This window comes from Haloarcula sp. JP-Z28, from assembly GCF_011440255.1.
GTDB lineage: Archaea > Halobacteriota > Halobacteria > Halobacteriales > Haloarculaceae > Haloarcula > Haloarcula marismortui.
The window spans coordinates 1-23,754 of sequence record NZ_JAAOHT010000053.1; the positions used below are offsets into that span (position 1 = coordinate 1).

Annotated in this window: 24 protein-coding genes; 15 read left to right on the plus strand and 9 right to left on the minus strand. The window is 62.4% G+C overall.

Going from position 1 to position 23,754, the window contains the following annotated elements; genetic code table 11:
- Nucleotides 1-1,526, minus strand: a 1,526-nt coding sequence (locus G9463_RS16745) for a hypothetical protein (protein WP_165897316.1), incomplete at its 3' end; no start/stop codon positions are given.
- A 53-nt stretch (nucleotides 1,527-1,579) separates the two neighbouring features.
- Between G9463_RS16745 and G9463_RS16750 the strand changes: the two genes are divergently transcribed.
- Genes G9463_RS16750 through G9463_RS16765 form a run of 4 tightly spaced genes read left to right on the plus strand, consistent with a single transcriptional unit; the run spans nucleotide 1,580 to nucleotide 4,402 of the window.
- Nucleotides 1,580-1,744, plus strand: coding sequence for a hypothetical protein (locus G9463_RS16750; RefSeq protein ID WP_165897317.1), 165 nt, complete (start codon nucleotides 1,580-1,582; stop codon nucleotides 1,742-1,744).
- 10 nt (nucleotides 1,745-1,754) lie between these two features.
- Nucleotides 1,755-2,207: a DUF5788 family protein gene (locus G9463_RS16755; protein ID WP_004961894.1), complete on the plus strand. Its 453-nt coding sequence runs from the start codon at nucleotides 1,755-1,757 to the stop codon at nucleotides 2,205-2,207.
- A gap of 1 nt (nucleotide 2,208) precedes the next feature.
- A complete protein-coding gene (gene polX / locus G9463_RS16760) occupies nucleotides 2,209-3,945 on the plus strand; it encodes a DNA polymerase/3'-5' exonuclease PolX (RefSeq protein ID WP_165897318.1) in 1,737 nt (578 codons plus the stop codon).
- The gene (locus tag G9463_RS16765) at nucleotides 3,938-4,402 is read left to right on the plus strand and encodes a Mut7-C RNAse domain-containing protein (protein WP_165897319.1); all 465 of its coding nucleotides are present in this window, start codon (nucleotides 3,938-3,940) and stop codon (nucleotides 4,400-4,402) included. Before polX ends, G9463_RS16765 begins: the two co-directional genes overlap by 8 nt.
- A gap of 24 nt (nucleotides 4,403-4,426) precedes the next feature.
- Here the strand turns inward: G9463_RS16765 and G9463_RS16770 are convergent, their stop codons facing one another.
- Nucleotides 4,427-5,446 carry an outer membrane lipoprotein carrier protein LolA gene (locus G9463_RS16770; protein ID WP_165897320.1) on the minus strand — a complete coding sequence of 340 codons (1,020 nt, stop codon included), beginning with the start codon at nucleotides 5,444-5,446 and terminating at the stop codon, nucleotides 4,427-4,429.
- 58 nt (nucleotides 5,447-5,504) lie between these two features.
- On the opposite strand from G9463_RS16770, the gene G9463_RS16775 reads away from it, so the two are divergent.
- From G9463_RS16775 to G9463_RS16785, 3 genes are read left to right on the plus strand one after another with little or no spacing between them, the layout of a single operon-like run.
- A complete protein-coding gene (locus G9463_RS16775) occupies nucleotides 5,505-6,260 on the plus strand; it encodes an ABC transporter ATP-binding protein (protein WP_193569661.1) in 756 nt (251 codons plus the stop codon).
- On the plus strand, nucleotides 6,260-7,495 hold the full coding sequence (locus tag G9463_RS16780) for an ABC transporter permease (RefSeq protein ID WP_007190482.1): 1,236 nt from the start codon (nucleotides 6,260-6,262) through the stop codon (nucleotides 7,493-7,495). Before G9463_RS16775 ends, G9463_RS16780 begins: the two co-directional genes overlap by 1 nt.
- Before the next feature lie 52 nt (nucleotides 7,496-7,547).
- Nucleotides 7,548-8,027, plus strand: a complete 480-nt coding sequence (locus G9463_RS16785) for a DUF5797 family protein (protein ID WP_004961911.1) — start codon at nucleotides 7,548-7,550, stop codon at nucleotides 8,025-8,027.
- Between the two features lie 23 nt (nucleotides 8,028-8,050).
- Here the strand turns inward: G9463_RS16785 and G9463_RS16790 are convergent, their stop codons facing one another.
- Nucleotides 8,051-9,106: a DUF5787 family protein gene (locus G9463_RS16790; protein ID WP_165897321.1), complete on the minus strand. Its 1,056-nt coding sequence runs from the start codon at nucleotides 9,104-9,106 to the stop codon at nucleotides 8,051-8,053.
- A 136-nt stretch (nucleotides 9,107-9,242) separates the two neighbouring features.
- Between G9463_RS16790 and G9463_RS16795 the strand changes: the two genes are divergently transcribed.
- Nucleotides 9,243-9,716, plus strand: coding sequence for an RDD family protein (locus G9463_RS16795; protein ID WP_004961916.1), 474 nt, complete (start codon nucleotides 9,243-9,245; stop codon nucleotides 9,714-9,716).
- An 84-nt stretch (nucleotides 9,717-9,800) separates the two neighbouring features.
- Here the strand turns inward: G9463_RS16795 and G9463_RS16800 are convergent, their stop codons facing one another.
- Nucleotides 9,801-10,232: a bis(5'-nucleosyl)-tetraphosphatase gene (locus G9463_RS16800; RefSeq protein ID WP_004961919.1), complete on the minus strand. Its 432-nt coding sequence runs from the start codon at nucleotides 10,230-10,232 to the stop codon at nucleotides 9,801-9,803.
- A gap of 95 nt (nucleotides 10,233-10,327) precedes the next feature.
- Between G9463_RS16800 and G9463_RS16805 the strand changes: the two genes are divergently transcribed.
- Together G9463_RS16805 and G9463_RS16810 are read left to right on the plus strand one after the other, a co-directional pair.
- Nucleotides 10,328-10,660, plus strand: coding sequence for an uS10/mL48 family ribosomal protein (locus G9463_RS16805; protein WP_007190485.1), 333 nt, complete (start codon nucleotides 10,328-10,330; stop codon nucleotides 10,658-10,660).
- A 54-nt stretch (nucleotides 10,661-10,714) separates the two neighbouring features.
- Entirely contained in the window at nucleotides 10,715-11,986 is a 1,272-nt protein-coding gene (locus G9463_RS16810; protein WP_165897322.1) for an amidohydrolase, read from the plus strand.
- 5 nt (nucleotides 11,987-11,991) lie between these two features.
- On the opposite strand, the gene G9463_RS16815 is transcribed toward G9463_RS16810, so the two are convergent.
- Both G9463_RS16815 and G9463_RS16820 read right to left on the minus strand, forming a co-directional pair.
- A complete protein-coding gene (locus G9463_RS16815) occupies nucleotides 11,992-12,444 on the minus strand; it encodes a type IV pilin (RefSeq protein ID WP_082229903.1) in 453 nt (150 codons plus the stop codon).
- A gap of 240 nt (nucleotides 12,445-12,684) precedes the next feature.
- Nucleotides 12,685-14,103, minus strand: a complete 1,419-nt coding sequence (locus G9463_RS16820) for a geranylgeranyl reductase family protein (protein ID WP_165897323.1) — start codon at nucleotides 14,101-14,103, stop codon at nucleotides 12,685-12,687.
- A gap of 185 nt (nucleotides 14,104-14,288) precedes the next feature.
- Here G9463_RS16820 and G9463_RS16825 point away from each other — a divergent pair, with 185 nt between their 5' ends.
- Both G9463_RS16825 and G9463_RS16830 read left to right on the plus strand, forming a co-directional pair.
- Complete coding sequence (locus G9463_RS16825) at nucleotides 14,289-14,621, plus strand: 2Fe-2S iron-sulfur cluster-binding protein (RefSeq protein WP_165897324.1); 333 nt, start codon at nucleotides 14,289-14,291, stop codon at nucleotides 14,619-14,621.
- Between the two features lie 195 nt (nucleotides 14,622-14,816).
- The gene (locus G9463_RS16830; RefSeq protein WP_004961939.1) at nucleotides 14,817-15,419 is read left to right on the plus strand and encodes a hypothetical protein; all 603 of its coding nucleotides are present in this window, start codon (nucleotides 14,817-14,819) and stop codon (nucleotides 15,417-15,419) included.
- Nucleotides 15,420-15,500: 81 nt separating this feature from the next.
- Here G9463_RS16830 and G9463_RS16835 read toward each other — a convergent pair whose 3' ends face one another.
- Entirely contained in the window at nucleotides 15,501-16,118 is a 618-nt protein-coding gene (locus G9463_RS16835; RefSeq protein ID WP_007190489.1) for a stage II sporulation protein M, read from the minus strand.
- Between the two features lie 133 nt (nucleotides 16,119-16,251).
- On the opposite strand from G9463_RS16835, the gene G9463_RS16840 reads away from it, so the two are divergent.
- Both G9463_RS16840 and G9463_RS16845 read left to right on the plus strand, forming a co-directional pair.
- A complete protein-coding gene (locus G9463_RS16840) occupies nucleotides 16,252-17,229 on the plus strand; it encodes a phosphoadenosine phosphosulfate reductase family protein (RefSeq protein ID WP_004961944.1) in 978 nt (325 codons plus the stop codon).
- 702 nt (nucleotides 17,230-17,931) lie between these two features.
- Nucleotides 17,932-19,122: an MFS transporter gene (locus tag G9463_RS16845; RefSeq protein ID WP_049938807.1), complete on the plus strand. Its 1,191-nt coding sequence runs from the start codon at nucleotides 17,932-17,934 to the stop codon at nucleotides 19,120-19,122.
- On the opposite strand, the gene G9463_RS16850 is transcribed toward G9463_RS16845, so the two are convergent.
- Together G9463_RS16850 and G9463_RS16855 are read right to left on the minus strand one after the other, a co-directional pair.
- Nucleotides 19,123-21,144, minus strand: coding sequence for an AMP-binding protein (locus tag G9463_RS16850; protein ID WP_165897325.1), 2,022 nt, complete (start codon nucleotides 21,142-21,144; stop codon nucleotides 19,123-19,125).
- Nucleotides 21,145-21,288: 144 nt separating this feature from the next.
- Entirely contained in the window at nucleotides 21,289-22,158 is an 870-nt protein-coding gene (locus G9463_RS16855) for an SDR family oxidoreductase (protein WP_165897326.1), read from the minus strand.
- Between the two features lie 246 nt (nucleotides 22,159-22,404).
- On the opposite strand from G9463_RS16855, the gene G9463_RS16860 reads away from it, so the two are divergent.
- Complete coding sequence (locus G9463_RS16860) at nucleotides 22,405-23,754, plus strand: ABC transporter substrate-binding protein (RefSeq protein ID WP_004961961.1); 1,350 nt, start codon at nucleotides 22,405-22,407, stop codon at nucleotides 23,752-23,754.

Here is a 23,754-nt window from a genome sequence, read left to right on the forward strand (position 1 = left end):
AGCTTGCCGTCGGAGCAGACGAAGCCGTCGTGTTCGGTGTGGCCGATATAGTGGAAGAACTCTGCGTCGGTCGTGAGGACCGTTCTGAGTTCCGCCGTCGTCAGGTTGTCGTGGACTGTGACATCGAACGGCAGGTCATCGCGAGCACCGTACACCTCGTCGACGAGCTGTCGTTCCTCGTCCATCCGGGCGTCGTTCTGGACGACTCGAATCGTGATATCCTCGGCGTTCGTATCGCGGTCGAGTCGGTGTTCGAACGCCGCTTTGGTCAGCTTGCTCGCACCGATAGGAATGCTGTCCCCGATCCAGGCTTGTTCGAGTGAGTCGTGGGCCTGTGGCTCGACGTAGTCCGTATCTGGTGGCGCGGTGGCAGTGTCTGAACTCGCGGCACGGGTGATGACATCGTCGCGGGTGAACTCGGCCTCGGCCTCCGCCGGAACGCTCGCCTGGTTCAGCCGCTGTTGCTGGTGCGTTCGGACGATAGCGAGGTCATCGACGACGTACGGGAGCTGTTCCGCGTTCGCCGGCACCGGGTCGATGTGCGTTGTCAGCCGCCACTTCGGGATGTGGTCCTCAATAACGTCGTACGGCACCTTCAGATAGGTGGCGACCTGCTCCGCCAGTGGTTGCTGGTACAGCGACTGGAAGTCGAGGTCGACGTAGGGCTCGATAGCTGCTCGCTCGTGCAAGTCGATCTGGTGGAACCCCTCAGTGCGTGTGACACAATCGAGGAAGAAGAGACGCTTGAGCGTGCGTCCGACCTCGGATTCGAAGCCTCGTGCGGTATCTAGCGAGTACGTAAATCCCGTGTCGGTCGTGAGCCGTGGCTCGGATGCGGGGACGAGCGAGGCTCCGAGGTAGTACGAAAGCGGCGCGGCGACGAAGATAGACGCGAGATCGGGCGGGAGTTCGAGCGTGACACCGGTATCCGGACTGTCGATATCCGCTGGGATGTCCAGCGTATCACCGATTTCAAGCGCCGGCGGGTGGCCGCGGAGCGTCGGATAGGAGCGCTCGGGGTCGTGGGCCTTGAGCGCCGACCCGAAGGTTTCGACCGCGGCCATCACGTCAGCCGGCTGCTCGGTCGTCGTGACCGTGGCAGCCGGCCGGTCGTGCTGGGAGCGAGCCCCGATGAGCAGGTCCGTCGGAGCGTCGAACTCGATTCGGGTCCGGTCCGAGTCGACGGTGACCTCGACTTCGGCGTCCTCGACCCGCATATACGTCTTGATCTGCGTCAGCGGGTCAAGGACGTAGTCATCCGCCGGCAGCGTCTCAGACTCGAACTGCGCAACCTCGGCGGCTATCGCTCCGTCGTCGTCACGGACGTACACCATGACCACCGTCGGTAGTTCGATAGCGCGCGTCCGTATCCGGACAGCGTCCCCGACGGGATACTGAAACACGTCGGCCGCCGCCTCCCTGAGCGCGATTGGCGTCGGCGTGTGTATCCGGTAGCGCTGGCGCTCGATCTGGTCAATGACCGCGAGCCCAGGACGGTCGTCAAGCGGTTCGAACGTTAGAGTCATATAATAAACGAGGGGGACAGTATTACTCTCGTACAATGAGAACGGCAGAGACAATGAAAAAGATATCGCCGACCTCGTTTTATTTCAGTCAGGACCGTTCACAGCGTCTCCCTGAAACACGGAGGCTGAACGGGAACACGTGGGTAGAGCAAAAACAGGCGACGCCGTACAACCGCTGGCGACCGATGGGCGAAGCGGGTAAGGGCAACCCGGTCTAAGGCGCTGCTAGTGAAAGAGTTCGAGCGCAAACAGTTGCTGGAGCGCATCGAACGCGACAGCGCGACCGTCGGTGCGAACATTCCCGATGAAATCACCGTACAGGGCGAGGAGATCGAACTCCAGTCGTTCGTCTTCGAGATCAAGCGTCGGGAGACAATTCCGCGGGGCGAGCGCGAGCGCGTCGAGCAAGCGAAAAAGAACCTGCGGCGCGAGCGTCTCCAGCGCAAGCAACGGATCGAGGACAATGAAGTGAGTTACGAACGCGGCGAGGAGCTTGCCACGGCCATCATCGGCATCGACCGGGCGCTCAACGCCCTCGAACAGCTCGGTGCGGCCAACATCGAGCAGGAAGCGCAGGCTCAGGAGACAGCCGACAGGAAACGCTGGATGAAGTTCCTGCAGAAAGCGCTTGGACACGAGGACGCAGACTCCGGCACGGGTCGTGCCGGACGGAGCTACTAACATGAGCCGGAACGACGAAATCGCAACACTGCTCGAAGAGTTCGCCGACCTGCTAGACGCCAAAGGCGTCGAGTACAAGCCCCGGGCCTACCGCCGGGCGGCCGAGAACATCAGGGACTTCCCCGGCGCAATCGAGGGGCTGGCCGCCGAGGGCGAGGACAGCGTCGGTGAAATAGACGCCGTCGGCGACGCCATTTCTTCGAAGCTGGTCGAATACGTCGAGACCGGCGAAATCGAGGAGCTGACCGAACTCCGCGAGGAGCTTCCCGTCGAGATGGACGCACTCACAGCCGTCGAGGGGGTTGGGCCGAAATCCGTCGGCTCGCTGTACGAGGCGCTGGGTATCACCACCCTTGATGAACTGGAAGCCGCCGCCGAGGCCGGCGAGATACAGGCGGTGTCGGGCTTCGGTGCGAAAACAGAGCAGAACATCCTCGACAACATCGACTTCGCCCGTGAGGCCCACGAGCGGTCGCTGCTCGGCGAGGCCCGACCGTACGGTGACCGAATTCGGAGTTACATGGCCGCCGGTGACGCCGTGACCGAGTGCGCGCTCGGCGGCTCGATTCGCCGCTGGCGGCCGACTATCGGCGACGTGGACGTGCTCGTCGGGAGTACCGACGCTGAGGCCGTCGTCGAGCGGTTCGCCGACTGGGAGGGACTCGACCGGGTTATCGAGTCCGGCGAGACGAAAGCCAGCGCCTACGCGGACGACGTTCGGGTCGACCTTCGAATCGTCGACCCATCGGAGTTCGGTGCGGCGCTACAGTATTTCACCGGCAGCAAGGACCACAACGTGGCGGTCCGAAACCGCGCTATCGAGCGGGACCTGAAAGTCAACGAGTACGGCGTCTTTGATGTCGAGGACGTCGAAGACGATGACCAGCGGGCTGGCGAACTGGTGGCCAGCGAAACCGAGGAAGCGGTGTACGACGCACTGGGAATGGACTGGGTTCCGCCGGAACTCCGCGAGAACCGCGGCGAAGTCGAAGCCGCCGCGAACGGGACGCTCCCCGACCTCCTCGCCAAGGGCGAAGTTCGCGGCGACATCCACACCCATACGAACTGGTCGGACGGCAGCAACAGTATCACGGAGATGGTCGAGGGCGCGGCCGCGTTCGGCCACGACTACCTCGCCGTCACGGACCACGCGACCGGGCCGGGGATGGTCGGCGGCGTCGGCGTCCCGGACGAGAAACTCCGCGAGCAGTTGACCGAGGTCGAATCGGTTGCGGCGGATGCTTCCATCGACGTGTTCACCGGCGTCGAGGCCAACATCGCCGCGGACGGCAGTGTCTCGGTCGCCGACGACCTGCTGGCAGAACTGGATGTCGTGGTCGCCTCGCCACACGCCGCGCTGGACGGGGACGGCACAGACCGCCTCGTCGCGGCCGCACAGCACCCCGAGGTGAACGTCATCGGCCACCCGACGGGGCGCTATCTGAACCGTCGAGAAGGGCTGGACGTGGATGTGGAGTGGCTCGCATCTGTCGCTGCCGACAACGACACGGCGCTGGAAATAAACGCCAACCCCGCCCGGCTGGACCTCGGCGGTGGCGCGGTCAAGCAGGCCGTTGAGGCTGGGGCGACAATCGCCATCAACACAGACGCCCACAGCCCGGGTAACTTCGAACTCTTGCGCTACGGCGTCCACATGGCTCGGCGGGGCTGGGCCGAGACGGACAACGTACTGAATACCCGCGACGCCGAGGGCCTCCGCGAGTTCCTCGATGCCTGAGCACACCCCTAGCGACCGACTCGCGCTCGATGCGATGCTCGGCAAACTCGCCACCTATCTGCGGATGTGTGGCTACGACACGGCGTACGCGCTGGACCGGGACGCCGAGGCCGATGACGACCTCCTCGACATAGCGGAACGTGAGGACCGGCTGGTGATTACCCGGGATAGTGACCTCGCCACCCGCGCACCCGAGAGTGTGCTCCTCAGCGAGCGGGAGATTGAAGACCAGCTGCGAGAACTCGCAGACGCCGGCTTCCGCCTCTCGTTGGCTCCGGAGCCGGACTACTGTGGCGTCTGCAACAGCCCGGTCAAGGAAGTCGACCCGGTAGAACCGACGCCGGAGTACGCACCGAGTGCAGGTGACGAGCGGGTCTGGCGCTGTACCGACTGCGGGCAACACTTCTGGAAAGGGAGCCACTGGGCGTCAGTCGAGGCGACGCTGGAAGACGTATAGAATACAGAAAATTACCGGGCGTCGCTACAGTTCTTCAGCGACGGCGACAGCCTCGTCGGTCGTCCCCTCGACGACCACGCCAGTCGTGACATCGTCTTCAGTCCAGTAGACCACAGCCCTGTCGCCGCGTTCGATTGCGGTCGCGTTCTGGCCGTTCACCTGCACCGCCGTCCCGTTCTCCGCATCGTCCAGATAGCTCGATGCGCCGGTCGCGGTCAGAACCGTCACGTTCTCGCCGTCAGTGTCGTACTGCTGTGCCACAGCCGTACTCTCGGGCCGGCTAATGTACCGGGCCTCTTCGAAGGTCCCGTTCTCGTACTCTGGCAGGTCCAGGTTCGTCGCGGACTGTGCTGCGTCGTATGAGTCGTACGTCTCGACGGTCGTAACGGCAACTCGGTCAGCCGGTGGGGCGAACTGGCTGTCGTCGATGCTGACGTTGAAGTTCGTCTCCTCGACGGTGAGTTCCGTCCGGTTCGTCCCGTCGTCAGTGGTCATCTTGTGGACGCGGTAGTCCTCAGTATCGACCCAAAGCGTCGTGTTCGGCGCGTCGATGCTCTCGTTGGTCGGTTCGAGGTCGAGAACGTACGTCGATTCGCCGTTGACCTCCTCAGTTCCCCGGAGCGTCGCAGTGACGTTCTCCTCGGGAACCGGGTCGGTGGTGTCGTTCATCGCCACGGATTCCTCGGTCAGTTCGCGGGCATACGACTGGTTCTCGCCGACCGCCCAGACGACGGTCCCATTCGTCCCCATCTCGTAGGACCGGTTCTCACTCGTGACGGCGGCCCACGTCTTGTTCGGCTCAGCGGCGGCGTACTCCACCGTCGCAGTCTTCGATTCCGAGTCGTTCGTGACGGTCACTGTCGCGGTCCCGGTAATTGTCTCGGCCGCGTCGTAGCGCTGCTCGGTCTCGTCGAGCACGTCGTCGCCGGATGGCTGCCCCATCTGCTCGAAGCCGGAAACGCCGGCGACTGCCCCCACAGCCAGCAGTCCGATGGTGACAAACACAGCGACAATAGCCAGTCTCCGTCCGGTATCGGCTGTCATTGTCCGGGCTTAGGACTGGAATGGTAAGTGGGTTGCTCCTGTCACAGCGCGTACTACTATGACAGAGGGCGAACCCCTCATTGCCGTCCAGTCCGTACGCGTGGCCGTGAGCGAGTCAGCGAACACGACTGTCCGCGTCGACGGCGTCAGCAAGCAGTACGACCTCGGCGGGACGGTGACGGCGCTGGACGACGTGAGTCTGGACCTGTCGGCGGGGTCGTACACGGCGGTGATGGGACCGAGCGGCTCCGGGAAGAGCACGCTGTTGAACCTCATCGGCGGGCTGGACACGCCGTCGTCGGGGCAGGTCGTGGTCAACGGACAGGACGTTTCGGCGGCCAGCGAGGCCGAGCGGGCCGACATCCGCGGGACAGAGGTCGGGTTCGTCTTCCAGACGTTCAATCTCATGCCGCGACTCTCCGCGGTGGAAAACGTCGCTCTGCCGCTGGTCTTCGACGGTTGGGACCGCGCCCGCCGCCGCGAGCGGGCGAGGTCGCTCCTCTCTGAGGTTGGACTCGGCGACCGCACCGACCACGTCCCCTCGGAACTCAGCGGCGGTCAGCGCCAGCGGGTCGCCATCGCCCGTGCGCTGTCGACCGACCCGGCGTTGGTTCTCGCCGATGAGCCCACCGGCAACGTCGACACGGACACCGGTGCACAGATACTCGACCTATTCGATGACCTCCATGCGGCGGGCAATACGTTCCTGCTGGTGACCCACGAGCGCCACGTCGCCGAGCGGGCGGAGCGAATCGTCCACGTCGAAGACGGCCACATCCAGTCCGTCGAGGACGTCTCCGGGGGCGAACACTGATGGACACCAGCGAGAGCGTCCGCATCACGCTCCGGTCTATCAGGGCGCACAAGCTCCGGTCGGCGCTGACGGTCGTCGGCGTCGTTATCGGCATCGCGTCGGTCATCACGTTCGCCACGTTCGGGGCCAGTGTTGAGGCCGAAATCGTCGGCGACATCGAGACATCGAACGCAGGCAACATCTACGTGTTCGGAACCCCGTCCGGCGATGACGACTTCGACCGGACCCTCCAGCCGGTGTTTACCGAGCACGACATTCAGGAGCTAGAGGGGATTGCTGGGGTACAGGCGGTGCTCCCGCGTGGTATCGTCCAGACACAGTCGGTACGGCACGGGAATCAAACGCTTGCTAGACAGCAGGTCACAGCGACGCGGCCGGCCAGTTTCACGCCGGGGGTCCTCGTCGAGGGGCGCTCCTTCGAGACCGACGAGAATGCCGTCGTTGTCAACGAACGCATGGCCGGCTCGTTCTCTGAGAACCTCACCACCGGTGAGCGCCTCACGATGACGATGCCTGACGGGAGCGAGCGGAACGTTACTGTCGTCGGCGTCGTCAACGGGACTCGCGGGGAAGTCCCGGTTAGCGAGTTCGCCCGTCAGCCCCGGGTGTACGTTCCTATCGACGCCTTCTATGAGTCCGTCGTCGAGAGCCCGTCGGCGGGTGTGCGGCAACGCGCGTACCCGCAGGTGACTCTCGTCGTCGACCCGCGAGAGATTCCGGAGACGCAGTCGGAGATTCAGACGTACCTCTCCGGTGAGTCCGACGCGCGGTCACTCTCGGCCGACGACACGGAGCTGGTCGCCCGGTCCGGGAACGACTTCGTCGAGGAGATCAGCGATGTCATCGAACGCATCACGCGCTTTGTCACCGGCATCGCCGTCATCGCACTCGTCGTCGGCGCTATCGGCATTGCTAATGTAATGCTCGTCAGCGTCACTGAGCGGACCCGCGAAATCGGCATTATGAAAGCCGTCGGCGCGCGCAACCGTGACGTGATGCAGGTGTTTCTCGTCGAGGCCGCACTGCTCGGAACGCTCGGCTCGCTGCTCGGGGTGCCGCTCGGACTGCTCGTCGGCTACGGGGCGACGCGGTACGCTGAAGTGACCTTCTCGCTCGCGCCGCTGTGGATGGCGCTGGCGGTCGGCGTTGGCGTACTGGTCGGCGTCGTCGCCGGCCTCTACCCGGCGTGGCGAGCGGCGCGGGTCGACCCCATCGACGCACTCAGACACGAGTGAGCCTTACCCGGATTCAGAACACCGAAATACGTGGTCGTCGTACCGACGCGCCATGACCCTCTCGGAGGAGGCCCGCGAGCGGCTCGCCGACATCGTCGAACTCCAGCCGACGAAAAACGGCGAGCTACAGGAGCGCTGGGACATGGACAGCGGGAGCGAGGTACACCAGTACCTCGAAGCCGAACTCAAGGAGTACTACTACCGCAACGACAACAGCCTCATCTGTGCGACGCCGGAGGCGACGACGCTCATCGATGGGGAGGACTCCGAACGGATACAGACGGTGACAGTCACCTCGCTCCAGCAGGCTGTCGTCGACGTGATTGCCGGCCCGGATGAGGAGAGCCAGAGCGTCGTCGCCGTGTTACACGCCCTCCGCGAGGTCGGCGAGGACCGAGATACCGACGACGTTCGTTCTGCGCTCCGGAGCCTCGCAGACAAAGGTATCGTGGAGACAGTCGAGAAGACCGTCCCGACGTTCAGGCTGGCCGTTCCGCGCGACGAGCTAGATATTGAGCTGTCCGAGGAGTGAGGGCGGACCGCGGTGTCGGTCAGCTACTCTGACAGCCCCGGCCGCTGGCGGCGTCGTCGCCGCGCTAACAGCCGCTTTATTGCCTTGCCCGGCCCGCCGTCAAGCGGCCAGTCCTTCGACCGCCACGTCGGCGGTTCCGGCTCGTAGGACGGACACTGCCCCCGACACTCCGCCGCTGTCGGTAGACGCTCCTTTGCAGCGCAGTGGGGGTACACGCCAGTCTCGCCGGCAGTGAGCTGGAAGTGGCGGCAGTCGGGGCGCATCGTGTCCGCGTAAGCGCGCCACCCGCGAGCGTACGCCCGCTCAGCGATGGCGAGACGCCGCTCGTGCTTCCAGTCGGTGTCTACGTACTCGAACCGGGCGGCGCTGGTGTCGTCGTCCGGTCGGTCCAGAATTCGCGTTCCGGGCTCAGCCACTGACAGCGACCGCGGTTGCCAGACCGCCTCAGCCGTTCCGGATTCGGAGTCGACCGTCAACACGCCGGCGGCTGCGGGCAGGTCCGCCAGTAGAATCGGCTCCACGCGCTCGTCGGTCGCCGCCGTCGCAACCCACACCTCATCGGCCAGCGAGAGCGCGATGTCCCGCTCCAGTTGTGGGACGAGATTCCTGGCGGCGCTGGCCGTCAGGTCGGGCTTGTTCTCGATGGCGACGACCCGCCGGAGCCAGTCCGGATAGGGACGTACCCGACGAATTTCGATGCGATTGCTGCGCTTGCGAGTCTCAATGGCATCACGGTCGGCCGCCTCGTGAATCGACTCCCGGACGTACCGCCACGGGTAGCCCGGGTCAGGCAGCGCATCGCGATAGTAGGTCCAGTCCGCCGGCGCGTTCTGCAGGACGTGCAGGTGGTCCGAGTCGAACGCTTCGGTGCCGAATTTCGCCCGTTCCCGGAGTCCATCGGGATCGCACTCCAGTACAATCGTATCCCAGCGGCGGCGTTTCGTTCCGAACTGTCTGGCGACCAGCACCGCCGCGTCGTCGGACGGCGGCCACGCTCGCTCGGCCCAGTGACAGACGGACAGTTCGAAGGCAAACTCAGAGGTGGCCGACACGGCCGACCGTTCGACCGTCGACAGCAAAACCTTTTATTGTGAGACCGGCCCGGTCAATATCATTGCATAATTTCTCTCATATGACACTATCTCTGATTGGTGTTGTTTTATTTATATAATGCCACGAAAGTTTTATTTTTTCGGACGAAAGGCTCACTAGTGTATGGATAAACATCCACGAGCAAACCTCGAAAAGAAGGCAGGGCTCGGCAAACGATTCGCGGCGCGATTCCTCGACGGATTCCTCATCGCCATCGTCTTTGGAATCATCTTCTTCGTCATCGGCGGCGTCGGCGGTGCCGCTTCCGGCGAGAGCAACGCCGCTATAGCAGGGTTAGCTGGAGCCTATCTCTTCATGCTGATCGGATTCCCGTTCGTATACTTCCTCTATCACACGATCATGGAGGCAATGTACGGCTACACGCTCGGGAAACACGCACTCGGGCTCGTCATCGCCGACGAGAGCGGCGGCGGCATCACATGGGTCGACTCGATCGTCAGGAACGTGTTCCGACTCATCGGCTTCTTTTTCTCGCCGTTTTCGGCGTTGCTGGCCGTAATTCTCATCGCGGTGAATGACGACGAACAGCGTCTCGGCGATATGGCTGGAAGCACCATTGTCGTCGAACAGGCCTAACGAAGCCGAAAACGCCCGTTTCGAACAGCAAGCGAGAGGGCTACCGCTGTCTCCGGCGGCAAGTCGACTCCCGCTACGAGACCGCTACTCCTCGCCGTCTTCCCGTTCGTCGAGGAACCCGTGTGCCTGTTCGAGTATCTCGCGGGGGCCGTCCTGCGTGACCGTGTTGATGGCCTGCTCGTAGTCGCGCCACTGCAGGTCGCGGTGTTCTGTGGACAGTTCAGCTGACGCTTCGAACGATTTCGCGACGAACAGGTGGACCGTCTTGTGGATGGTGTTGCCGTTCGCCTCGAACACGTAGTCGTAGTCTTCGCGGAACCCGTCTAAAAGCCGGAAATCGCCGATACCGGCCTCCTCTTTCACTTCGCGTATGGCGGTCTGCTGGAGTTCTTCCTCGCCCTCAACGCCGCCCTTGGGGAACTCCCAATCGCCGGGTCGGCTCTTGAGCAGGAGGTACTCCCGCCGGCCACGCGTATCGCGAAAGAGGATGGCTCCCGCGCTCGTGGCCTCTATCATTATCGGATTTTATGACACCGCTACTTAAGAGAATATCGGAGACACAACGGAAACAGATGGCCTTTTGTCACTCGCGGCTGAGTGTTCGTCTACAGATGCCCTTCGTCACAACGCTGACTTTCACCAGTGGGGACCGACACCGCCTCGAAGACACTGTCACAGAGATTAAACAGAGTGCCGAGCAGAAGGGAGTTGAACTCAAGGGCCCGCACCCGAAGCAACCTCAGGAGTTGCGGATTCCACAATCGAAATCGCTGGGGCCAGACGGTGGCCGCTTCGACTCCTGGACCCATACCGTCTACACTCGGACCATAGAGATTGTCGGGTACGAGGAGTTCGCCCGGGACGTTACCCAGCGTACTTTCCCGAATGCCATCCACGTTGAGGCCGGCGTCGAACAGCGGACGCAGGTCGGCAGCGGGTCGTAGGGCCGCCGTCCGCTCCTTGGATTCTTATAAGTAACTGTGACCCGTTTCGCCGACATGAACGAGGCCCAACAGGAGCGGCGCAGGTCCGTCCGGCGTGACCTACACAGCTACCCTGAACCCGCGTGGCGGGAGTTCTACACTACCAGTCGCATCGTTGAGGAAATCGAGCGAATCGGCGTCGACCAGTTGTATATTGGTCGGAATGTCGTGGACGGCGATGCGCGGATGGCAGTCCCCGACGACGATGAACTCGAAGACTGGCAACGGAAGGCCCGTGACGCCGGTGCCCGCGAGGACGTGCTGGAGGCCGCCGCCGGAGGATTTACTGGGGCTCTCGCTGTGCTCGAACAGGGCGAGGGACCGACCGTCGCGCTCAGAGTCGACATCGATGCGCTACCGATAACGGAGTCAGACAGTGTGGCACACGCCCCAGCGACGGAGGAGTTCCGTTCAACAAACGAGGGGTACATGCACGCCTGCGGGCACGACGCCCACGCGACGATTGGCCTTGGCGTGCTGGAGGCAGTGAAAGAGAGTGATTTCAAGGGGACGTTCAAAGTCGTCTTCCAGCCGGCCGAAGAGGTCATCGGCGGCGGGAAGGCCGTCGCCGAGAGTGGACATCTGGATGACGTGGACCACTTGCTGGCGATACACATCGGTCTCGATCATCCGACCGGAGAGATTGTCGCCGGCGTCGGCGGCTTCCTCGCCGTTCGGCAGTTTGAGGCGACCTTCACCGGTGAGACAGCGCACGCTGGCGGGCATCCAGCACAGGGACGGGACGCTGTGCAGGCCCTGGCGACCGCCGTACAGAACCTCCATGCGATTCGCCGGCACGGTGACGGCGCAACGCGTGTCAACGCCGGGGTTGTCGAGGGCGGCACAGCAACGAATATTGTCCCCGGAGAAGCGACGCTGGAAGGCGAGGTCCGCGGCGAAACGACGCCACTCAAGGAGTACATGAGCGAGCGGGCAGACACCGTCATGTCGTCCGCGGCCGAGATGCACGACTGCGAGGTCGCTATCGAGACGACCGCAGAAGCGCCGAGTGCGGTGAGCGACGATGCGCTCGCGGGTGTGGTGTACGATGCGGCAGACTCAGTTCCCGGCGTCACCAGCCGCCTCCGGACTGACGACCTCGGCGGAAGCGAGGACGCAACCTACCTGATGGACCGCGTCCAGAACCACGGCGGAACGGCGACGTTCGTCGGTATCGGGACTGACCACCCCGGCGGCCACCACACGCCCCTGTTCGATATCGATGAAGACTCGTTGACTATCGGTATCGATGTCGTCACTGAAGCGATCAGCCAACTGAGCGGCTGAATACGCTACGGTGCTTCCCAGCTGGCAAGCTGAATAGATTTGCCGCTGTCCGGCGACTTCCAGTTCAGCGTAACTGCCGCATCCGAGAGGTCAGACGCCTTCGAAAACGTCACACGTGACCCGGCCGTGATTTTTGAACCCGCCGCCGGCGCGCCACTGAGACTTGTGAAATCGTGCTGTCCGTTGGCGGTTGAAGCACCGCTAACGGTGATATACAGATTTCCAGCCTGAATCGAGTCACCACTCCGGTGTTCGATTGTCAGGCTATCAGGACTCCCAGACTCATAATCGAAGGTAAACGCCGCCTGTGGCGCGTTTTGGCCGAGATTCCCAGAGCCAAAATCTAAGAAGAACGTCGCTGCTGTGGCCGCCAGCAGCACCGTTATTGCAACCATTAGTATAACTCCCACAACTGGTGAGACTGCACTATCGTCGGATTTGAATCTGCGTGCTAGCATGATTGACCCCCACTTGGGCGACGGTCGACACGCTGTCGCCGTCTCGGTGACCCCCCGGTCGACCGACCCCAGTGTGACTTCATTTTGATATCATGTTGTTAGATAATAAAACTTGTTGTTCAAAACTATAGTTTACGAATTAATCAACCACTATCCAGATTGCCGTCAAAAACGATAGTTCCGCCGCTGACAACAGGACCAGTATATCAGAATCAGCCGAAAACGCAACGAGCCACCGACTCAGTACTTCGGCTCTGCGCCGGTGACCTCGTAGATATCGTCCATAATCGAATCACGTTCACGTTGCCAGGCCTCGAAGCCGCTACGGTCGCTGGGGTAGGATTCGTAATGCTCCAGCAGCCGGTCGGCGGCCTTTTTCGTCTGGTAGAGGTCCCGGATAGTCCCGAGGTGGCCGATGCTCTTGACGGCCATCTTGAGTTTGAGTCCGAGCCCGATACTGGTCGAACCGCCGTACAGCGCTTCGGCGAGCTTTTCGCCGGGCAGCGCGGCCAGCAGCGCCATCAGGTCGTCGACGTCGTAAGCGGTGGTGAAGATGTTGTATACGTCAAGCGCCGCATACCGGGCGCCGAAGTGGTCCATCACGCGCTCGTTGTACTTCCAGAGGGCGGCTTCGTCGTCTGTCCGTCCGGCTTCGATAGTCTCGATAGCCTGCTCAGCGGCGTAGGTCCCAGCGTAGGCCGCCCCAGCAATACCGCCGCCGGTCGTCGGGTTGACGTGTCCGGCAGCATCGCCAACGGCCATGAATCCGGGCGCAACAGCGGAATCGTACGGCCGGCGCGTCGGCAGTGCAGCGCCGAGTTTATCCTGTACCTCTGCGCCCTCGAACTCGCTTCGGCCCTGAAGGTCGCGTTTGAGGTCGTCGACCAGTTCCATCGGCTCCTCGTTCATCTGGAAGCCGAGGCCGGCGTTGATTTCCGTGTCCGTGCGCGGGAAGTACCAGAGGTAGCCGGCGGAGCGCTCGGTCGGCTTGAACACGAGCGCGTCGTCCCATTCTACCGGTTCGTCGACTTCGATTATCTCGCGGTATGCCGAGCAAAACTGCGAGTACTGGACGTTTGTATCGAAGGTCGCGGCTTCGAGGTCGGTCTTGTCCTGCAGAATCGACAGCGCGCCGGCCCCATCGATGACCATGTCACCCTCGTATGTGACAGGGTCGCCTTTTCGCATGGCTTTCACGCCGGTCACACGGCCACTATCGTCCTGTAACACGTCCTGAACCACCGTATCGTAGTGGAACTCCACACCGCTGTCGTTTGCGCCTTCGATGAGACAGCGACCGTACTCCCAGCGGTCGATGACGGCGAGTTCGCCCGGGACAGGGATTTCGAGAACGGTGTCCTCCTGTGGGATCTCGAACCGGCCGTGGTCGACATCCGTGTTGGTAAACGCCGGTTCGAGCTGGGACTTCGGGATCGCATCGGGGAAGTCGCTGGCTCCTTTTAGTGCGTCCCCGCAGGCGATGTGGCCGGCCTCGGTTTCGTCTTTGCGCTCTACGATGACGACGTCGTAGCCCGCATCTGCGACGGTCGCAGCGGCGTAACAGCCGGATGTCCCGGCCCCGACGACGACAACGTCCACGGACACGGTCCGTGCCGTCGCCGACGCACCGTCGGCGTTGCCGTCCTGATGTGTGGTCATGCACTCTCGTCCTGCCCGGAGAGAGAAAATTATTCCGCTACGGGTTTCAGACGGACTGCTAGAACAATCTTTCGAGATGAACGGCCGACTGCGGGTGCTCGGTACAGCATTGACGGATAGCAGTCCGTTTCGCTCCGGGGCGGCGGTGATAAAGAGTTTTGCTGGGGGGTATCAAAAGGCCGAACATGACCGAGCATACGGTGGCATTTGTGGGGACGGGCGAGGAGATCACCGTCTCTGAGAAGGAGACGATTCTCTCGCGGTGTATCGAGGAGGGTATCGCACAGGAGTACTCCTGCCGCGTGGGGATGTGCTTGGCCTGTTCGGCGGAAATCGTTGAGGGGTCGGTCACCCAGCCTGCTGCCCGTGGACTGACCGACCGGGAACGGGAGAACTACGCACTGACCTGCATGGCGCGCCCACAGTCGGACCTGAAACTTGACCGTGGAAAGTACCCGCCCAGTATTGAAGGGGATGTCAGTCCAGAGGACGGCGACCCCACACCTGCGGACGACTAGTAGGCACTGGATACCACTAACATATGGCTTGCTAGATGGTCTGTAAATACCTTTAACATACGCCTCAGATCTGGCCTGATATAGAGCGGTCAAACCGCGAATGAAGGACAGGTCATATAAGCAAGTGGCTCCTATAGAGTGATGACTACAGCGTCAGCGGACGGCCTTCGACGACTGATACACGCTTCCCCAACCATGACCAGCCGCGTATACAGACTTCACTCGACACTTGAACTGCCACTGGAAGACGCATACGATTTCTTCGAGGATCCGGACCTTCCACCTGAAATCGCTGACATCGACATCACCCGTCGAAATAATACGCTAATCGTCAGCGCCGTCGCCAAAGACGACTCCATGAGCAAGTACACCCCGACGGCCCAGCTCAAGGCGAGCGTCACGGAGAACCGGGTGTACGAGGAGGACCCCGACGAGATGGGGCCGCCCGGGGCCGCGAGCACCGGAAGCGCCGGCGGTGGCCCCCAGTGGGGCGCACTCGAAGAGGAAGAAGAAGAGATCGAGTCCGAGCTCGTCGAGTACGCCTGCTTCAAGGGCGACCGCGAGACCGTGCTCCAGAATACTGCACTCCAGTACGCGATGTTCGAGGTCCTGTGTGAGGTCGCGAAAGTCGCTGAAAAGGGCACGCTGACGGCGATTGCCGCGGTTGACGAGGAACTAACGGCTGTTCGGATTGTCGATGGGGAGGAACGACCTGCCGCGATCAACGTTGCAGAGGAGCCTCGCGACGGCGAGGAAGAAGAGGGCGTCAACTGGCGCGACAACGAGTTCATCTCGTAACGCGGTCTGTCACAGCGTCCAGTCACGGATTCAATTTTCTCGAGCCGCAGCTCAACACTGTGTAGCCGACAATCCAAGCCGCTATGCTGGTGTAATGCCTGAGAGGTCGGTATCTGTAAACCGTGACGCAACTTCGATGGTGAGGTTTGCTTCGATGTAGGCCGCAATCACGATGAGCACAGCAGCCGTCGCAAGCAGCCATCCGGCTTCCCGGATATCCTGTCCAGTGACTAGCTCGTTCGTGCGGCCGCGGATGTACTGGATTGTGTGCCACCCGAACCGGAGCCCGACGGCGGCGACAATAAGCAGTGCAGGGATCTCGATGAGGCCGTGCGGGACAATAAGCGCGGCAACGACGACGGGTGAGACCTGCTTGAGTGCGATGCCGACGACGACGCCGATGAGCAGGCCGTTCAAGACGAGCGAGAGCACCGTCATCGAACCGAGCGAGATAGCACCGAGTGCCATCACGAGCAGTGCGCCGAGGTTGTTAATTGTTAGCGAAAGCGTCGTTAGCTCTGCCGGCATAAAGGGAGTCTCGCCGGTCGTTCCGGGGTTCTGGAGCCATTCAGCGGGGATCTGGCTGCCGAGTCCGTAGCCGAGCAGGACACTGACTACCAGTATCAACGCGGCCACGGGGACATAGTGCAACAGCCAGCGGTGAAAGAGACGGGCTGGGAGGCTTGGGCGGTCGTCCATACCATACCTTTCGGACCGGTAGCAAAAAACCCGAGTGACCTACCGGGTGTCCGCAATTTTATTTGCCACCGTCTCACACACCTGTCTATCATCCAAAAAGTACTTGGCATTCGTAATTATATCTCATTACACTATGTCCGAATCAGCAGAGTTCCCGGACTATCTGGACGTTGATTACACTGACGGGGAAGGCGAAGACCCCGCTGAGTACCCAACTGTCAACCACAAGATCGAGAAGGCTATCGAGGTCACGAAGACTGGCCTCGAAGAATACGAGAACCCTGTCGTGATGTGGACCGGCGGCAAGGACTCGACGCTGACGCTGTACTTCGTCAAGGAAGTCGCCGAGCGCTTTGACCTCGAAGTACCGCCGGTTGTCTTCATCGACCACTACCAGCACTTCGACGAACTCATCGACTTTGTCGAACACTGGGCCGACGAGTGGGACCTCGATGTCATCTGGGCTCGCAACGAAGACGTGGGGAACTATGTCGACGAGAACGGTCTCGAACCGGGCGACGACATCCCCGTCGACGAACTCTCCGAGCACAACCAGCACCACATTCGGAACATCCTCGAATACGAGGAGGACACGTTCCCGTTCCTGCTCGACACCTACGTCGGCAACCACCTCTTGAAGACGGTGGCGCTCAACGACACTATCGAGGAGCACGACGTCGACGGCATCCTCTCCGGCATCCGCTGGGACGAGCAGGAGTCCCGCGCCGACGAGACGTTCTTCTCGCCGCGTCACGACCCGGACATCTACCCGCCGCACGACCGCATCCAGTCGATTCTCCAGTTCGCGGAAGCCGACGTGTGGGAAGCCTTCTGGAACTTCGTCGTCCCGGACACAGTCGAGGGCTACCCGGACGAGGGCTACGTCCCGCAGGGGCAGGACGACCTGCCTGAGGGTATCGAGAAGGAAGATGTGCCGGTCTCGCCGAAGTACTTCGCCGGGTTCCGCTCGCTCGGGAGCGAGGTCAGCACTGACAAGTCCGCCGAGGAGCCCGCCTGGCTGCAAGACATGGAGAACACGACCGAGCGCGCCGGCCGCGCCCAGGACAAGGAAGACCTGATGGAGCGCCTGCGCGACCTCGGCTACATGTAAGCGGACGCGGAACGACGCCGGTTCCGTGTCGGTGTTTTTCTTATTGACCCAGTAGCAACGTTCGCCACGACAGACAGTAAGCACGCTGCCGAATCTGCCTGTCGACCGGGACGAGCGGTCTTCAGTAGCTGTCCCCCGGAACTCAGAACCGTCTAACGATGTTCCGTATTATCGATCTAACACTTCGACAGGAGTCGATGGAGCCTGCGCCGCCAGCAATCTCAGGGCCAGTGCGCTCGAACGCACAAAGTGGCCACGCCTGTCGGGACGGACGCAGCAACGGCTACAGGCGTCGACCGCCACCAGTTAGGGACCCTTGTTCATCCGTACTGAACGATGTAATTATCCGTCCCACAAACTGGTAGAACGCAGTCTAAGCCTCGGTACTCCGTATAAATCGGTCGAAAAAGTGCTATAGACAATTGTCGAGAAAAGGTTTAGGTAATGTCGAACACTACCAGTAGGTGAATGAGTTCAGACCAGTACAACTGTCCGAACTGCGGGGCGGAATTGAGCTACCAGACGACGAAGCACAACGGCTGTTCGAACTGCGGTTTCGTTCCACCACACAGTGCTGAGTAACGCGGATTGGGCTGAGTTAGCGGACGCGCTGTTCTGTCGTCGGTAGTTGGAGTGTTCTACGAGTAGCGTGCCGTATTTTGGTCCGACATCTATTTTTCTCGGCTCGCTGTAGCATTGCCTGTGACGGACCGCACAGACCGGGGCGTTCTCGCGGGTGTTATCTTCGCCGTGTTACTGGCGCAGGTCTTGCTGTATCCGGGTGTCGACAGGCTTGTCCAGTCGCTTGGTGCGACGACAGACCTGAACGCGAGTATGTGGTTTCTCGCCGCTGAGTTCGGGGCGTTCGTCGTCTTTGCTGGTGTGTGGGGCGTACTCAGCGACGCCACCGGGCGGCGTACACCGTACATTGCCGGCGGGGCAGGCGCAGGTGCAGTGCTGTACGCCCTCATCGCGTGGCTCCCTGGAGCGGTTTCGCTCTCCTTTGTTGGCGTGCTGGCCTTGCGAGTTCTTCAGGGTGGGGCCACTATCGCCGCGTTCTCGCTGGCAATGACGATGCTGATGGACCTCGGCGGCGGCCACGGCAAGAACATGGGTGCGGCAGGCATCGCTATCGGCAGTGGGACGGCGCTTGGGGCGCCACTCGGCGGCCAACTCTACGAAATCCAGACGACGCTCCCGCTGTATGTGGCGAGTACATTGTCGCTTGTCGTCGCAGTGGCCGCGCTGCTCGTGACCGACCGCGCACCGTCGGACGGGCGGTCAGGCCTGGCCGCGACCGTGTCCGGGCTCAAACAGCGACCGACGCTCGGCGTGCCGTACGCTTTCGGGTTTATCGACCGACTCACTGCGGGCTTTTTCGCGCTTGTCGGCACGCTGTATTTCAGGGAGACGTTCGAACTGGGCCCCGGCGAAACCGGAGTCATGCTGGCGCTGTTTTTTGCTCCGTTTGCCCTGCTGCAGTATCCCTTCGGCGTGCTCTCTGACCGCATCGGTCGAACCGCTCCTATCGTTGTCGGGTCGGTGCTGTACGGACTCACTGTTGTCGGCGTCGGGCAAGCGCCGACGGTGGCCATCGCCGGTGCAGGGATGGTACTAACCGGCGTTATCGGGGCACTGATGGCCCCTGCGACGATGGCGCTCGTTTCGGACCTCGCCGTCGAGACGGAGCGTGGGACCGCTATGGCCGGCTTCAACATTTTCGGTAGCGTCGGCTTCCTCGCCGGCATCCTCGTCGGCGGCACTGTCGCCGGAGCCTTCGGCTACCCCGTTGCGTTCCTCGTCGCCGGCGGGACGGAGGTCGTCCTCGCAGTGCTGGCGCTGCCCGGACTGCTACGACTGGAGAAGCCGACCGAGGACGCCGTCGGCGGCTGACTACGACGCCTCGCGAACCTCGTCCAGCGCCGTGGGGTTCTCGATGCTGGACATATCGCCAAGGTCCTCGCCGCGGTAGACGCCAGCAATTGCTCGGCGGATGATCTTGCCGCTCTGGGTCTTGGGGAACTCATCGACGAACAGCACTTCGCGGGGCCGGAACGGCTTGCCAAGTTCCTCGCCGACAGCGGCGCGGATATCGTCCCGGAGGTCGTCATTGGATTCGTAGCCGGGTTCCAGCACGGCGTAGAGGACGACGGCAGTGCCGGTGGTGTCGTCCGGCACACCGACGGCGGCGGCCTGATTGACGGCGTCGTGCTCCATTGCTGCGCCCTCGACCTCCGCCGGCCCGACCTTCCGCCCGGCGACGTTGAGCACGTCATCGGCCCGGCCATGGAGGAACCAGAGCCCGTCCTCGTCTTTCTGGGCCCAGTCGCCGTGGTCCCAGACATCGTCCCAAGTCGACCAGTACTCGTGCAGGTAGCGGTCGTCACCCGACCAGAGCGACCGGGTCATCGAGGGACAGGAGTCCCTGGCGACCAGATAGCCGCGCTCGTGTGTGTCGGCGATTGATTCGCCGTCGGAATCGACGATATCGATGTCCATTCCAAGCCCTGGACCGCCAAGTGTGCAGGGCTTGAGCGACTGAATCGGCATCGGCATCAGGAAACAGCCCATGATCTCGGTTCCGCCGGAGATGTTAATGATAGGACAGTCCTCGTCCCCGACGTGCTCGTAGAACCACTGCCAGCTCTCGGGGTCCCAGGGTTCGCCGGTCGAGCCCAGCAGCCGTAGACTGGAGAGGTCATGCCCCTCCAGCCACTCGTCACCTTTCTTCCGGAGCGCCCGAATTGCGGTCGGCGAGACGCCGAACGTGGTGATGTCGTGCCGGTCGATCATCTCCCAGAAGCGGTCCGGCTCCGGGTGGTCCGGCGCGCCCTCGTACATGAAGACGGTCCCGCCGAAGGCGTGGTTACCGAGCAGCGTCCACGGGCCCATCATCCAGCCGATGTCGCTCACCCAGAAGAACCGATCCGACGGCTTGTGGTCGAAGCCGAAGTAGATCTCCTTGGCTGCCTGCATGAGCGCGCCGGCGTGCGTGTGGACGATGCCCTTCGGTTTCCCGGTCGTCCCGGAGGAGTACAGCAGCATCGACTCTTGATTGCTCGGGAGTTCCTTGGCCGCGTACTCATCGTCAGCTGTCGCTATCGCTTCGTCCCACCACTCGTCGCGGCGGGTCCAGCGGATGGTCTCGTCGGGGTCGTCCGCGATACCGAGGCGGTCATAGACGACAGTGTGTTCGACCGGTGTCGTCCCGAGTTCCTCGCCGGCCTGCTTGATGGCCTCGTCGGCACTCTCCTTGAGGTGAACACCGGAGCCCCGGCGATAGAAGCCGTCACCAGTGAACAGGACGGAGCACTCGGCATCGGCGATGCGGGTCGCCGTCGCGTCAACGCCGAACCCGGAGAAGATCGGCACGGCGATCGCGCCGACCTTGAGACAGCCGTACAGTATCGACGCGACTTCGGGGACCATCGGCATGTACAGGCCGACGGTGTCGCCGGTGCCGACGCCGACGGATTCCAGATAGTTCGCTACCTTGCTGGCCTGTCGATTCAGTTCGTGGTACGTAATCTCCCGCACGTCGCCGGGCTCGCCCTCCCAGATGAGCGCGACTGTGTTTCGGGTCGGACTGTCCCGTGCTGCGTGGCGGTCCAGGACGTTGTGGGCAGCGTTGATTGTCCCACCGGCGTACCAGTCGGTGAACTGCGGCCCCTCACTGTTGTCCCGGACCTGATCGTATGCGTCGAAGAATTCGATGTCGAGGTACTCCGGGAGCAGGTCCCAGAACCACTCGACGCCCGAGTCGGGTTCCTCGGGCAGGTCTGTGGTCGTTCGCTCGATGAGTTCGTCGTAGTTGTCGATGTCGTATTCCTGCATGAACTCCCAGACGTTCGTCGATTCGACGAACGAATGGCTCGGTTCGTGGACGATAGAGTCTACGTGGTCTTGTTCGCTCATTGCGTCAGTATTCCGTAGTGTTTGCCTGTCTGGTATAAACCCGTACCGCCGCCCGGGACGCCAGACGCGTGGACCGGCCGGGGAACTTGGTTCCGGGCACCTCGTGGGTGTCGGAGAGACAGTGCATATCCGCACACCACAGTCTCACTCGTACGTTTTTGTCATGCCGCCGTCGAACAGCAGGTCCCCGCCGTTGAGATGGTCGGCGTGGGTTGAGAAGCCGAACACGAAGAGGTTCGCCACGTCGATAGGGTCCATCATCTCCTTGATCCGGGCCTGGCCCAGCATTACGTCATCAATGACCTCGTCGACGCTGATGCCCCGCTGCTTGGCGGTGTCGGGAATCTGGTCGACGACCAGCGGCGTCTTGACGTAGCCCGTGCTAATGGAGAACCCACGGAGGCCGTCACCGCCCTCGGCGGCGATAGACTGTGTCAGCCCCCGCAGGCCGAACTTCGAGACGTTGTAGGCCACCTTATCGGAGGTGACGTAGTGGCCGTGGACCGACGCCATGTTCCCGATGGCACCCACGCCGTCGTCAGTCCCGCGGATGTGAGGGATGACGCGCTTCGACAGCGCGAGCGGCGCGCGAAGCATTACGTCGTGCATCTGGTCGTACGTCTCCATCGGGAAGTCCTCGATGGCGTCGATGTGCTGGAGGCCGGCGATGTTCGCGAGATACCGTACGGTGCCGTGGGAGGCCGCGGTCTCGACGATGGTTTCGATATCCGCGTCGTTCGCAAGATCGCCGGCCACGGTCTCGACGGCCCCATCAAGGTCGAGGTCCGCCGCCGTGTCCGCGACCTCTGCGAGGCCGTCCGCGTCGATGTCCGTGGCAACGGCGGTCACCCCGTTAGCGGCCATCGCAAGCGCCGTCGCCCGGCCGATGCCCGACCCACCACCGGTCACCAGACAGACGGTGTCGCTCGTGTAGTGGTCGTCGTCGGCGAACAGGATCGAAGACTCGTCGATGGGCTCGACTTCGAGCCGTTCGTGAGAAGTGCTGGATGCCATTCAGTCACACGTTCTTCAGACATCTCCGAATAGGGGCGGGTTGACATGTATACCCGACTGACTGCTGTGGTGCTGTCGCAGCCCGGCGCGAGAACGCTGTTCCGCTGCCTCACCGACAACGTGGTTTACGTGTAAACCTCCCGTTATTCGGGGGTTACGTCGGAAGAATCAGTCATCCCTGTGAGCGTGGCACATACCGCGTGACCAGACAGCCCGGGCTTGTCCGGGGCGTATTGGGACACACCTATGCAACAAACGACAACGGACCATGACACTGGTGGTATTGGCAGGCGACAACTGCTCTCCGCCGTCGGCGGCTCGGCCGTCGCCGCAGCGCTCGCTGGCTGCTCGACGCTGCTGAGCGACGGTGAAACAGCGGATCAGGGCGAGCAGTCCGGCGGTGAGATTTCCGACGAACCGATACAGGCCGGGTTGTTGACGTTCACACGTGGCGCACCGGGCGTACTCGGGATTCAGGCCCAGCGCGGGGCCGAACTCGCCGTCCAGCGCATCAACGAAGCCGGCGGTATCGGTGGACAACGCGAAATCGAACTGGACGTCGTCAACGAGGGGTCGAACCCGCTCGACAGCTACAACCAGTTCATCGAGGAGGGGAAAGAGGTCACCTTCGGCCCGATTTCCAGTGGCACACACAGCCAGATCGCCCCTGAGGTCGAGAAGAACGGAATCATCAACGTCAGCACTGACGGGACGGTAACGACGCTCTACGAGGAGACCGTCCCCGACCCGACCTACTCCTTCCGCTTCCAGAACTACGACATCATGGAGGTGGTGACGATGGCCCGGGAAGCTGTTGAACGCATCGGCGCTGACAACATCTCGACCGTCGCCGGGGTCAACCCCGGCTACTCCTTCGGCGAGGACGAGATGCGAGTGTTCACACAGGCCATCCAGAGACTCACTGACGCCGAAATCGTCTACGAGGGGTTCCCGGAACTCGGGGCCAGTGACATGGCGAATCACATCACCTCGATCAACAACGAGGAGCCGGACGTGACCTTCTCCAGTCTGTGGGGCGGCGACGTGACGACGTTCGTCCGACAGGCGAACGCCAACAACATGTTCGAGAACACGACGGTGTTCGGCACGACGCTGTACAGCGCGGCCGGCGATGTGCCGGGCGACGCGCTGGCTGGGACGGATATCTACTCCGGGTCACGGAACTACTACTGGGGGAAGCCGGCGCTGGGCAACTGGCAGCCCGGCCGGGAGCTGTTCGACGCCGCGACACAGCAAGAGGGCGTGACGGTCCCGACAGCGCACTACATGAGCGGCTACGGCGCGGTCACCGCGTGGGCGACGGCCGTCGAGAAGGCCATCGACCTGCTGGGCACCTATCCGACTCAGGAGCAGATCGCGCAGGTTCTGGAGGGGCACGGCTTCTTCACGCCGGCCGGCTACCACAACATCGCCGAGGACCATCAGGGCGCGTCGAACTCCTTCGCCGGCCAGATGGTGTATGATGACGACCTCGGGGCAGCCAGGCTTGAAGACGTGAACACATACGCAGCCACCGAGACAGCGCCGCCACCCGGTGTCACCGGGAGCGACTGGCTGGATAGCTGGAGCGCCTGA

Bases quoted from the DNA above. Each gene is read 5' to 3' on its own strand.
- G9463_RS16775 (WP_193569661.1), top strand. From the start codon at position 5,505: ATGACAGAGGGCGAACCCCTCATTGCCGTCCAGTCCGTACGCGTGGCC.
- G9463_RS16800 (WP_004961919.1), bottom strand. From the start codon at position 10,232: ATGATAGAGGCCACGAGCGCGGGAGCCATCCTCTTTCGCGATACGCGT.
- polX (WP_165897318.1), top strand. From the start codon at position 2,209: ATGAGCCGGAACGACGAAATCGCAACACTGCTCGAAGAGTTCGCCGAC.
- G9463_RS16810 (WP_165897322.1), top strand. From the start codon at position 10,715: ATGAACGAGGCCCAACAGGAGCGGCGCAGGTCCGTCCGGCGTGACCTA.
- G9463_RS16815 (WP_082229903.1), bottom strand. From the start codon at position 12,444: ATGCTAGCACGCAGATTCAAATCCGACGATAGTGCAGTCTCACCAGTT.
- G9463_RS16765 (WP_165897319.1), top strand. From the start codon at position 3,938: ATGCCTGAGCACACCCCTAGCGACCGACTCGCGCTCGATGCGATGCTC.
- G9463_RS16750 (WP_165897317.1), top strand. From the start codon at position 1,580: ATGAAAAAGATATCGCCGACCTCGTTTTATTTCAGTCAGGACCGTTCA.
- G9463_RS16840 (WP_004961944.1), top strand. From the start codon at position 16,252: ATGTCCGAATCAGCAGAGTTCCCGGACTATCTGGACGTTGATTACACT.
- G9463_RS16860 (WP_004961961.1), top strand. From the start codon at position 22,405: ATGCAACAAACGACAACGGACCATGACACTGGTGGTATTGGCAGGCGA.
- G9463_RS16795 (WP_004961916.1), top strand. From the start codon at position 9,243: ATGGATAAACATCCACGAGCAAACCTCGAAAAGAAGGCAGGGCTCGGC.
- G9463_RS16850 (WP_165897325.1), bottom strand. From the start codon at position 21,144: ATGAGCGAACAAGACCACGTAGACTCTATCGTCCACGAACCGAGCCAT.
- G9463_RS16825 (WP_165897324.1), top strand. From the start codon at position 14,289: ATGACCGAGCATACGGTGGCATTTGTGGGGACGGGCGAGGAGATCACC.
- G9463_RS16855 (WP_165897326.1), bottom strand. From the start codon at position 22,158: ATGGCATCCAGCACTTCTCACGAACGGCTCGAAGTCGAGCCCATCGAC.
- G9463_RS16820 (WP_165897323.1), bottom strand. From the start codon at position 14,103: ATGACCACACATCAGGACGGCAACGCCGACGGTGCGTCGGCGACGGCA.
- G9463_RS16805 (WP_007190485.1), top strand. From the start codon at position 10,328: ATGCCCTTCGTCACAACGCTGACTTTCACCAGTGGGGACCGACACCGC.
- G9463_RS16770 (WP_165897320.1), bottom strand. From the start codon at position 5,446: ATGACAGCCGATACCGGACGGAGACTGGCTATTGTCGCTGTGTTTGTC.
- G9463_RS16780 (WP_007190482.1), top strand. From the start codon at position 6,260: ATGGACACCAGCGAGAGCGTCCGCATCACGCTCCGGTCTATCAGGGCG.
- G9463_RS16835 (WP_007190489.1), bottom strand. From the start codon at position 16,118: ATGGACGACCGCCCAAGCCTCCCAGCCCGTCTCTTTCACCGCTGGCTG.
- G9463_RS16830 (WP_004961939.1), top strand. From the start codon at position 14,817: ATGACCAGCCGCGTATACAGACTTCACTCGACACTTGAACTGCCACTG.
- G9463_RS16785 (WP_004961911.1), top strand. From the start codon at position 7,548: ATGACCCTCTCGGAGGAGGCCCGCGAGCGGCTCGCCGACATCGTCGAA.